The organism is Streptomyces sp. VRA16 Mangrove soil, from assembly GCF_017377775.1.
In the GTDB taxonomy this organism is placed as follows: Bacteria; Actinomycetota; Actinomycetes; order Streptomycetales; family Streptomycetaceae; genus Streptomyces.
In genome coordinates this window covers 315,385-326,006 of sequence record NZ_JAFVLN010000010.1, presented here as the reverse complement: position 1 = coordinate 326,006, position 10,622 = coordinate 315,385, and the positions used below count along the sequence as shown (strand labels likewise).

At 72.5% G+C, this 10,622-nt stretch carries 10 protein-coding genes and 1 riboswitch; of the genes, 5 read left to right on the top strand and 5 right to left on the bottom strand.

Annotated features, from left to right (window positions below):
* Positions 1-194: 194 nt before the first annotated feature.
* On the bottom strand, positions 195-1,028 hold the full coding sequence (locus J3486_RS27000) for a hypothetical protein (RefSeq protein ID WP_207824750.1): 834 nt from the start codon (positions 1,026-1,028) through the stop codon (positions 195-197).
* 169 nt (positions 1,029-1,197) lie between these two features.
* Here J3486_RS27000 and J3486_RS26995 point away from each other — a divergent pair, with 169 nt between their 5' ends.
* Positions 1,198-1,473, top strand: coding sequence for a hypothetical protein (locus J3486_RS26995; protein ID WP_229378677.1), 276 nt, complete (start codon positions 1,198-1,200; stop codon positions 1,471-1,473).
* Positions 1,474-1,503: 30 nt separating this feature from the next.
* Positions 1,504-2,688: a glutathionylspermidine synthase family protein gene (locus tag J3486_RS26990; RefSeq protein WP_207824689.1), complete on the top strand. Its 1,185-nt coding sequence runs from the start codon at positions 1,504-1,506 to the stop codon at positions 2,686-2,688.
* A gap of 16 nt (positions 2,689-2,704) precedes the next feature.
* Here the strand turns inward: J3486_RS26990 and rocD are convergent, their stop codons facing one another.
* The gene (rocD, locus tag J3486_RS26985) at positions 2,705-3,919 is read right to left on the bottom strand and encodes an ornithine--oxo-acid transaminase (protein WP_207824744.1); all 1,215 of its coding nucleotides are present in this window, start codon (positions 3,917-3,919) and stop codon (positions 2,705-2,707) included.
* Positions 3,920-4,046: 127 nt separating this feature from the next.
* Positions 4,047-4,133: riboswitch (ZMP/ZTP riboswitch) on the top strand.
* Positions 4,134-4,165: 32 nt separating this feature from the next.
* Between rocD and J3486_RS26980 the strand changes: the two genes are divergently transcribed.
* Positions 4,166-5,614 (top strand): glycine hydroxymethyltransferase, encoded by a 1,449-nt coding sequence (locus J3486_RS26980; protein ID WP_207824687.1) that lies wholly within the window; start codon positions 4,166-4,168, stop codon positions 5,612-5,614.
* An 18-nt stretch (positions 5,615-5,632) separates the two neighbouring features.
* Here J3486_RS26980 and J3486_RS26975 read toward each other — a convergent pair whose 3' ends face one another.
* Positions 5,633-6,307: a hypothetical protein gene (locus tag J3486_RS26975; RefSeq protein WP_229378620.1), complete on the bottom strand. Its 675-nt coding sequence runs from the start codon at positions 6,305-6,307 to the stop codon at positions 5,633-5,635.
* A 147-nt stretch (positions 6,308-6,454) separates the two neighbouring features.
* Between J3486_RS26975 and trpS the strand changes: the two genes are divergently transcribed.
* Complete coding sequence (gene trpS, locus J3486_RS26970; RefSeq protein ID WP_207824685.1) at positions 6,455-7,468, top strand: tryptophan--tRNA ligase; 1,014 nt, start codon at positions 6,455-6,457, stop codon at positions 7,466-7,468.
* A gap of 59 nt (positions 7,469-7,527) precedes the next feature.
* Positions 7,528-8,127: a 2'-5' RNA ligase family protein gene (locus tag J3486_RS26965; RefSeq protein ID WP_207824683.1), complete on the top strand. Its 600-nt coding sequence runs from the start codon at positions 7,528-7,530 to the stop codon at positions 8,125-8,127.
* Between the two features lie 221 nt (positions 8,128-8,348).
* Here the strand turns inward: J3486_RS26965 and J3486_RS26960 are convergent, their stop codons facing one another.
* Both J3486_RS26960 and J3486_RS26955 read right to left on the bottom strand, forming a co-directional pair.
* Positions 8,349-9,104, bottom strand: a complete 756-nt coding sequence (locus tag J3486_RS26960) for a decaprenylphospho-beta-D-erythro-pentofuranosid-2-ulose 2-reductase (RefSeq protein ID WP_207824682.1) — start codon at positions 9,102-9,104, stop codon at positions 8,349-8,351.
* Positions 9,105-9,127: 23 nt separating this feature from the next.
* Positions 9,128-10,525, bottom strand: a complete 1,398-nt coding sequence (locus J3486_RS26955) for an FAD-binding oxidoreductase (protein ID WP_207824680.1) — start codon at positions 10,523-10,525, stop codon at positions 9,128-9,130.
* Positions 10,526-10,622 lie beyond the last annotated feature (97 nt).

Below are 10,622 nucleotides of genomic sequence, written 5' to 3'. Positions count from 1 at the left end.
CCGACTTGGGCAATCTGCCGCCATGGGCGGCAGGGTGGGCAAGGCGGCACCCCAGCGCCGGGCAGGCGCTCCCGCAGGCCCCCGCCCACGGCCCGGCTCAGCCCTCCGGCCCAGCCCACGGCCCGGCTCAGCCCTCCGGCCCCGGCTCAGGCCCAGGCCCAGGCCCAGGCCCAGACCCCGGCCCCGGCCCCGGCTCAGCCCTCGGACTCCGCCTCCGGCGCCTCGCCGAAGCGGGCCAGCAACAGCGCCCCCACCACAGCCACCCCGAACCCGACGACCGCCAGCCACCCCAGACCGGCCCGCGTCCGATCCCCGAGCCACACCACCCCCACCAGCGCCGGCCCCACCGTCTCCCCGACCACCATCCCCGCCGTGGCCACCGTCACGGACCCCCGCTGAAACGCCGACGTCAGCAACATGAATGCCGCACCCCCACCGACCAACAGCGCATACGTCGCCGGATTCGTCAGCAGCGCCCGGGGCGCCACCGAGTCCACCAGCCGCACGCTCACCTCGACCACCCCGAACCCCACACCCGCCCCGAGCCCCAGCGCCAACGCCCGCCCCCGCCCCGGCAACCGCCCGGCCAGCACCCCCAACCCGAGCACTCCCACCGCCACCCCGAGCATCACCCAGCGCAGCACCTCGGACCCGCCCCGATCCCCCTCGGCCCCCGACGCGAGCCCCAGCATCGCCAGCCCCGCGCACACCGCCCCCACGGCCCCCCACTCGGCCCCGCGCAGCCGCACCCCCAGCAGTCGCGCCGCGACCACCGCGGTGACGGCCAGCGAGGCGGCGAGCGCCGCCCCCACCGCGTAGATCGGAATGCTGCGCAACGCCACGACCTGCAACACGAATCCGAGCCCGTCGAGCCCGAGCCCCGCGACATAACGCCACTGTCGCAACGCCCGAACCAGCAGCGCCGGATCGACCCCCGCCCCGGTCCCCGGCGACGCCGCCCGTGCGGCCATCGCCTGCAGCACGGACGCCGTACCGAAACACACCGCGGAACCCAGCGCGCAAAGCATTCCAAGAGTCACACAGGGAATCTAGGGGTACTCGGACGGCCGGACCCGCACGACGCCCTTCTACCCTGAACACCAGACCGGCCACGACATCACACACGGGGGACACCGAGTGACGGACATCAACGCGACCCGACGGCGCCTGCGCTCCGGCACCGTCGTGCTCGGCGGCATGGGCCTGCTCGCCGCCACGCTCGCCGCCTGCGACTCCGACCCGGACAAGCGCTGCGTCGAGCGCGACAGCTACACCTCGGGCAAGGGCTACAAGGTCGTCGACGACAAGTACTGCAAGGACGGCTCGACGTCCGGCCACACCTGGTACTACGGCGGCTCGAAGAGCGGCAGCCGCGTCAAGAGCGGCTCCTTCAGCAAGTCGTCGGGCGGCTCGGGCGGTTCGGGCGTCTCGCGCGGCGGATTCGGCGGCGGCAAGGGCAGCTCCGGCGGCTGAGACACCGGACGGCGGAGCGAACGGACCATCATGCGCCGACACACCATCACCCCGCGCCCCGGCTGGCAGCAGACCGTCGAGGAGCAGGGCCTCATCTACCCGCTGACCCGCTACCCGGACGACTCGCTGCGCCCGTACTGGGACGAGAGCGCCTACTACGCGTTCTCGCTGCCCGAGGTCGAGGCGCTGGAGGAGGTCGTCGAGGAACTGCACCGCATGTGCCTGGCCGCCGCCGCGCACATCGTCGACCACGACCGCTTCGCCGACCTCGGCCTCACCGACCCGCGCGTCGTGCGCGCGGTCACCGAGTCCTGGCACCGGCGGGCCGAACTCCCGTCCCTGTACGGGCGTTTCGACCTCCGCTACGACGGTACGGGCCCGGCGAAGCTCCTGGAGTACAACGCCGACACCCCCACCTCCCTCGTCGAGGCGGCCAGCCCCCAGTGGTTCTGGATGGAGGAGCGCTTCCCCGGCGCCGACCAGTGGAACTCCCTGCACGAACGGCTCGTCGACGCCTGGAAGCGGCAGGCGGCCCTGCTGCCGCCCGGCAGTCCGCTGTACTTCGCGCACTCCGCCGCCGACGAACTCGGCGAGGACCTGATGACGGTCGGGTACCTGAAGGAGACCGCCGAGCAGGCGGGCCTGCCCACCGACTGGATCTCGATGGAGGAGATCGGCTGGGACAGCCTCTCGGGCCGCTTCGTCGACAACCAGCTCCACTACATCCGCAGCTGCTTCAAGCTGTACCCGTGGGAGTGGCTGACCACCGACGCGTTCGCCGAGCACGTCCTGGACACCCTCGACAACGGCGGCGGCACCGGCTCCACCCTGTGGATCGAGCCCGCCTGGAAGATGCTGCTCAGCAACAAGGCACTGCTCGCGATCCTGTGGGAGCTGTACCCGGACCACCCGAACCTGCTGCCCGCCTACGTCGACGGACCGCGCGAACTCGCCACCGCCACCGGGTACGTGGCCAAGCCGCTGCTGGGCCGCGAGGGCGAGGGCGTCACCCTCCACGCGCCCGGCTCCCCGCCCCCGGTGAGCGAAGAGCCGTGCTGCTACCAGGAGTTGGCGCCGCTGCCCGACTTCGACGGCAACCGCACGGTCCTCGGCGCCTGGGTCGTCGACGGCGAGTCGGCGGGCCTCGGCATCCGGGAGTCCGCGGGGCCGGTCACGGACGAGTACGCCCGCTTCCTGCCCCACGTCATCCTCTGACGACAGGCGCCGGGCATCAGGCGCCGAGCACCGCCCGCAGCTGGTCGAGGCCCCAGTCCAGGTCCTCCTTGCTGATCACGAGCGGCGGCGCGATCCGGATGGTGGAGCCGTGGGTGTCCTTCACCAGGACACCCCGCTCCAGCAGCTTCTCCGAGATCTCCCGGCCGGTCCCGTACGCGGGATCGATGTCGACGCCCGCCCACAGGCCGCGGCCGCGCACCGCGCTCACCTTCCCGGCGCCCGCGAGGAGCCGCAGCTCGGCGTGCAGGTGCTCGCCCAGCTCGGCGGCGCGCTGCTGGTACTCGCCCTCCCGCAGCATCGCGATCACCTCCAGGCCCACGGCGCAGGCCAGCGGGTTCCCGCCGAACGTCGACCCGTGCTCACCGGGCCGGAACACCCCGAGCACGTCCCGGTCCGCGACCACCGCGGACACCGGCACGACCCCGCCGCCGAGCGCCTTCCCCAGTACGTACACATCGGGTACGACCCCTTCGTGCTCGCACGCGAACGTCTTCCCGGTCCGCCCGAGCCCCGACTGGATCTCGTCCGCGATGAACAGGACGCCACGCTCCCGCGTCAACTCCCGTACGCCCGGCAGGTATCCGGGCGGCGGCACCAGCACGCCCGCCTCGCCCTGGATCGGTTCGAGCAGCACCGCGACCGTCTCGTCGGTGACCGCGGCCCGCAGCGCGTCCAGATCCCCGTACGGGACGATGTCGAAGCCCGGCGTGTACGGGCCGTAGTCCGCCCGTGCCTCCGGGTCGGTCGAGAAGCTGACGATCGTCGTCGTACGCCCGTGGAAGTTGTCGCTCGCCACGACGATCCGGGCCCGGCCGTCGGGCACCCCCTTGACCCGGTACCCCCACTTCCGTGCCGTCTTCACCGCGGTCTCCACGGCCTCCGCGCCCGTGTTCATCGGCAGCACCATCTCCTTGCCGCACAGCTCGGCGAGCTGGGTGCAGAAGGCGGCGAACCGGTCGTGGTGGAAGGCGCGCGAGGTCAGCGTCACCCGCTCCAGCTGCGCCTTGGCCGCGTCGATGAGGCGCCGGTTGCCGTGCCCGAAGTTCAGCGCCGAGTAGCCGGCGAGCATGTCCAGGTAGCGGCGCCCCTCGACGTCGGTCATCCACGCGCCCTCGGCCGTCGCGACGACGACCGGCAAGGGGTGGTAGTTGTGCGCGCTGTGCGCGTCGGACGCGGCGATCAAATCCTGCGTGGCGGGGGCGGGAGTCACAGAAGTCACGGGATCTCCGTTCGTACGGCTCGTAGCGCTCTGTGCGGGACGGGCTTGTGGCCCGTTCCTATCGTGGCTCGCATCCTGGACGTGGAAACCTCGGCCGACGGCGCGCCCGGTAATGTGAGAGCAGAGCCGTGACTGGCGCGCTGGGATGGGACCGACCATCGGGGAGCGGCTCGTGAACTGTGTGCCGTGCGCCTGGGCCGACCACCCCGTGATCCACCGTGTCCGGAGGCAGTCCCCATGAGCAAGCCCGACCTCACCCCCGAATCCACCGCGTACCGCGCCGCCCTCGACGTCGTACGGGCCGTCGAGCCGCGTGTCGCCGACGCCATCGGGCAGGAGCTCGCCGACCAGCGCGAGATGCTCAAGCTGATCGCGTCCGAGAACTACGCGTCCCCGGCGACGCTGCTCGCGATGGGCAACTGGTTCTCCGACAAGTACGCCGAGGGCACCGTCGGCCGCCGCTTCTACGCCGGCTGCCGCAACGTCGACACCGTCGAGTCGCTCGCCGCCGAGCACGCCCGCGAGCTGTTCGGCGCCCGGCACGCCTACGTCCAGCCGCACTCCGGCATCGACGCCAACCTGGTCGCCTTCTGGGCCGTCCTCGCCGACCGCGTCGAGGTGCCGTTCCTGGCGAAGACCGGCGTGCGGCAGATGAACGACCTGACCGACGCCGACTGGGCCGAGCTGCGCCAGGCCTTCGGCAACCAGCGGATGCTGGGGATGTCGCTCGACGCCGGTGGCCACCTCACCCACGGCTTCCGCCCCAACATCTCCGGCAAGATGTTCGACCAGCGCTCGTACGGCACCGACCCGGCCACCGGCCTCATCGACTACGAGGCCCTGCGCGCCCAGGCCCGTGAGTTCAAGCCGCTGATCCTCGTCGCCGGCTACTCCGCGTACCCGCGCCTGGTGAACTTCCGCATCATGCGCGAGATCGCCGACGAGGTCGGTGCGACGCTCATGGTCGACATGGCGCACTTCGCCGGCCTCGTCGCCGGCAAGGTGCTGACCGGCGACTTCGACCCGGTCCCGCACGCCCAGATCGTGACGACCACCACCCACAAGTCGCTGCGCGGCCCGCGCGGCGGCATGGTGCTCTGCGACGACTCCCTCAAGGACCAGGTCGACCGCGGCTGCCCGATGGTGCTCGGCGGCCCGCTGCCGCACGTCATGGCCGCCAAGGCCGTCGCCCTCGCCGAGGCCCGGCAGCCCGCCTTCCAGGACTACGCGCGGCGCATCGTCGACAACGCCAAGGCGCTCGCCGAGGGTCTGACGCGCCGCGGCGCCACCCTCGTCACCGGCGGCACCGACAACCACCTCAACCTGATCGACGTCGCCTCCTCCTACGGCCTCACCGGCCGCCAGGCCGAGTCCGCGCTGCTCGACTCCGGCGTCGTCACCAACCGCAACGCGATCCCGGCCGACCCGAACGGCGCCTGGTACACCTCCGGCATCCGCATCGGCACCCCGGCGCTCACCACGCGCGGCCTCGGCGCCGCCGAGATGGACGAGATCGCCGCGCTCATCGACCGGGTCCTGACCTCGGCCGAGCCGGGCACCACCAAGTCCGGCGCCCCGTCCAAGGCGAGCCACACCCTCGACCAGAAGATCGCCGACGAGGTCGCCCAGCGCGCCTCCGACCTGCTCAAGCCCTTCCCGCTCTACCCGACGATCGACCTCGGCTGAGACACCGGCCGGATCGCCTCACCCGACGAGCTGCTGCCGTGGTTCCCGCGGCGGCAGCTCGCCGCGCATCCGGGTGCGGCGCCACAGCCACCCGGCCACCGCCGCCCCGGCGACCCCGGCGCCCAGACCGAGCGCCGCCCACCGGGCCTTGTCCTCGCCGCTCGGCCCGGCCGGGGCCGGAGCGGCCGCGAACAGCCCGGCGCGGGTGAGCGCGGCGACGTCCTCGCGGGACGCCCGGTGCCAGCGGATGTCGTCGTCGTTCACGTCGAGCGCCGGGTCCGTACGGATCCAGGGCGTGCCGTCGTCCGCGTAGAACACCTGGTCCTGGCGCTCGACGGCGGTGTCGCCGCCCGGCGCCCGGTGCGTCTGCGGCCAGCCGCCGATCCCGGTCAGCCCCCACACGACCGTGCCCACCACCGGCGGGATGTGCCCCTCCTGCCAGGCGTCGGGCACCTGCTCGGTCACCGTGGCGAACGACGTCGTGAGCCGCTCCAGACGGTCGAACTCGGCGTCCTTCTCGTGCACGCTGACGGTACGGCCGGTGCCGCCCGCGATCACCACCGCCAGGTCGGGGACGTCCATGCCGCCGGGACCCACGGGACGGGCGCTCGCGCCGCCGCCTCCCCCGAGCACCAGCAGCACCGCGGCCAGCACGGCGCAGCCGCTCGCCCGCCACCTTCGCGTCCCGCTCATCGCCCACCCCCGACGCCGCCCCCGTGTGACTCCTGTCACCGGATCAAGCTAGCGGCGCCCACGGACACATGAACAGACGGACGACCGCGCCACGGCCGCGCGACACCTGCCCCCGACCAATGAGAGACACCTGAGACAATGGAGGACATGGCCTCTGATCGTCCTCGCGTGCTCTCCGGAATCCAGCCCACAGCAGGCTCGTTCCACCTCGGCAACTACCTCGGCGCGGTCCGCCAGTGGGTGGCGCTGCAGGAGTCCCACGACGCCTTCTACATGGTGGTGGACCTGCACGCGATCACCGTTCCGCAGGACCCGAAGGTGCTGCGCGAGAACACCCGGCTCGCCGCGGCCCAGCTGCTCGCGGCCGGTCTGGACCCGGAGCGCTGCACCCTCTTCGTGCAGAGCCACGTCCCCGAGCACGCGCAGCTGGCCTGGGTGATGAACTGCCTCACGGGCTTCGGCGAGGCCTCCCGCATGACGCAGTTCAAGGACAAGTCCGCCAGGCAGGGCTCGGACAAGGCCAGCGTCGGCCTGTTCACGTACCCGATCCTCCAGGTCGCCGACATCCTCCTGTACCAGGCCCACGAGGTGCCGGTCGGCGAGGACCAGCGCCAGCACATCGAGCTGACCCGTGACCTCGCGGAGCGGTTCAACGGCCGGTTCGGCGAGACCTTCACGATCCCGAAGCCGTACATCCTCAAGGAGACGGCGAAGATCTACGACCTTCAGGACCCGTCGATCAAGATGAGCAAGTCGGCGTCGACGCCGAAGGGCCTGATCAACCTGCTCGACGAGCCGAAGACGACGGCCAAGAAGGTCAAGAGCGCGGTCACCGACACCGAGACGGTCATCCGCTACGACGCCGAGAACAAGCCGGGCGTCAGCAACCTCCTCAGCATCTACTCCACCCTCACCGGAACCGGTATCCCGGAACTGGAGCAGAAGTACGAGGGCAAGATGTACGGTGCGCTCAAGACGGACCTGGCCGAGGTCATGGTCGACTTCGTGACGCCGTTCCGGACCCGCACCCAGGAGTATCTGGACGACCCGGAGACGCTCGACGCGATCCTGGCCAAGGGCGCGGAGAAGGCGCGGACCGTCGCCGCGGAGACCCTGGCCCAGGCGTACGAGAAGGTCGGTTTCCTGCCCGCCAAGCACTGAGTACGCGCGCCTTGCGTACCGCCGCCCGCACGCCCGCCACACGACGACAGGAGTACGACGTGGGGACCGTAACGATCGGTGTCTCGATCGCGGTCCCGGAGCCTCACGGCAGCCTGCTCCAGGAGCGGCGCGCGGGCTTCGGCGACGCCGCGGCGCACGGCATCCCCACGCACATCACGCTGCTGCCGCCGACCGAGGTGGACGGCGGGCAGCTGCCGGCCATCGAGGCGCATCTCGCGGAAGTCGCCTCCGCGGGGCGGCCGTTCGCGATGCGGCTGTCGGGGACGGGGACCTTCCGGCCGCTGTCCCCCGTGGTGTTCGTGCAGGTCGTCGAGGGGGCCGAGGCGTGTACGTGGCTGCAGAAGCAGGTGCGGGACGCCTCCGGGCCCGTGGCGCGGGAACTCCAGTTCCCGTACCACCCGCATGTCACCGTCGCGCACGGGATCGCCGAGGAGGCGATGGACCGGGCGTTCGCGGAGCTCGCCGACTACGAGGCGGCGTGGCCGTGCACCGGGTTCGCCCTGTACGAGCAGGGGGCGGACGGTATCTGGCGCCGACTCCGGGACTTCGCCTTCGGCGTTTCCGGGGTGCCGGGGCAGGGGCCTCGCAAGGGCCGCGGCCCGGTCCGGACCGCCGACCGGAACCCCGGCACCCGCTGACCCACCGACTGTGGCCGTGCCCCGTCAGGGGCGCGGGGAACTGCGCGACCAGCCCCCACCGGACCCGCACCCGGCAATGGCGCGGCGGGACCGAGCTGGAGGCCGGCTGGAAGCGCTCACCCCGCGCCGGGGCGCCGCCCTGCCCACCCTGCCGCCCATGGCGGCAGATTGCCCAAGGCGGCGGGTGCTGCCCGGGGCGGCGGGTGTTGCCCGGGGCGGTGCTACACCGGGAGCTTGCGGAACAAGGGGCGCGGGACGTGGCGCAGGCCGGCCATGACGAGGCGGAGGGTGCCGGGGACCCAGACCGTTTCGGAGCGGCGACGCAGACCCAGCTCGATGGCGGAGGCCACCGCGTCGGGCGTCGTGGCCAGCGGCGCCTCGGCCAGCCCCGCCGTCATCTTCGAGCGGACGAACCCGGGACGTACGACCATGACGTGCACCCCGGTGCCGTGCAGCGCATCGCCCAGCCCCTGGGCGAACGCGTCCAGGCCCGCCTTGCTCGACCCGTAGATGAAGTTGGAGCGCCGGGCCCGCTCGCCCGCGACCGAGGAGAGGACGACGAGCGAGCCGTGGCCTTGCGATTGCAGGGCTCGCGCGCACACCAGGCCGGCCGAGACCGCGCCGGTGTAGTTCGTCTGGGCGACGCGCACCGCGGACAGCGGCTCGCCCTCGTCACGGGCCTGGTCGCCGAGGATGCCGAAGGCCAGCAGGACCATGTCCACATCGCCCTCGGCGAAGACCTTGCCGAGCGCCTCCTCGTGCGACGCGGAGTCGAGCGCGTCGAAGGCGACGGTGTGCACGTCGGCGCCCATGTCGCGCAGCTGAACCGCGGCCTCGTCGAGCGCCGGTGACGGACGGCCCGCCAGCCACACCGTGCGGGTGCGCCGGGCGACCAGACGGCGGGCGGTCGCGAGCCCGATCTCGGACGTGCCGCCGAGGACGAGCAGGGACTGGGGGATGCCGAAGGCGTCCTTCATGAGCAGGGGCTCCAAACGAGAGGTCAGAGAGACAGACGGCGGGAGAGGTCCGAGCGGAAGACGCCCTCGGGATCGAGCCGGGCCCGCAGCGCGCGGAAGTCGGCGAGCCGCGGATACATCGCGTCGAGCAGCTCCGGCCGCAGCCGCGAGTCCTTCGCCAGGTAGACGCGGCCGTCCGCGGCGGCGACCTCCTCGTCCAGCTCGTCGAGGAACGGGCCGAGCCCCGGCAGGTTCGCGGGGATGTCGAGGGCGAGCGTCCACCCCGGCAGGGGGAACGAGAGCCAGCCGGGGTCCCCGTCCCCGAACCGCTTGAGCACGGCGAGGAAGGACGGGCAGCCCCGCTCCGAGATGCGCCGCACGATCCGGCGCAGGGCGTCCTCCTGCCCGTACCCGACGACGAACTGGTACTGCACGAAGCCGCCGCGCCCGTAGACGCGGTTCCAGTGCGGCACCCCGTCCAGCGGGTGGAAGAAGGTGGAGAGCCGCTGGATCTCGCCGGTGCGCGACCTGGGCGCCCTGCGGTACCAGAGCTCGTTGAAGAGGCCGACCGTGGTGCGGCCGAGGAGCCCCTCGGGGACGAAGGAGGGCGCGGCGGGCAGCCGGCCGGGGCGGAAGGCCAGCGGGGCGCGGCGGGCCTTCGCGGGCAGCGCGTCCAGCGGGGCGTGGTCGCCGCGGGTCAGCACCGAGCGGCCCATCGCGGCGCCGCGCGCGAGCAGGTCGATCCAGGCGACCGAGTAGCGGTAGCAGTGGTCGGTGGCGGTGAGGCGGGCCATCAAGTCGTCCAGGTCCGTGGCCCGTTCGGTGTCCACCGACATCAACGAGGTCTCCACCGGCTGGAGTTGGATCGTCGCCGTCAGGATCACGCCGGTCAGGCCCATGCCGCCGGCCGTCGCGTCGAACAGCTCGGTGCCGCGCTCCACGACCCGGACCTCGCCGTCGGCGGTGAGCAGTTCGAGGGCGGGCACGTGCCGGGAGAACGAGCCGGAGACGTGGTGGTTCTTGCCGTGGATGTCGGCGCCGATCGCGCCGCCGACCGTCACATAGCGGGTGCCGGGGGTCACCGGCACGAACCAGCCCAGCGGCAGCAGCACCTCCATCAGCCGGTGCAGGGAGACCCCCGCGTCGCACAGGACGGTGCCCGCGGCGGCGTCGATGGCGTGGATGCGGTCCAGGCCGGTCATGTCGAGGACCGCGCCGCCCGCGTTCTGCGCGGCGTCCCCGTAGGCCCGGCCCAGGCCGCGGGCGATGCCGCCGCGCCGTCCGGTGACGGCGCACTCCCGGACCGCGGCCACCGTCTCCTCGTAGCTGCGGGGGCGGACGAGATGCGCGGCGGTCGGGGCGGTGCGGCCCCAGCCGGTGACCGGCACGGTGTCGTAGCCGGGGCTCGGGCGGACGGCGGGCGTAACAGGGGCGGCAACCATGAATGCGACCGTATCGCCCGGTCACGGCCGCTTTGCCCCAAACCTCATATCCCCTCACCGAAATGGGTGATTGAGGGGGTGTCAGCCGGAATGGGCC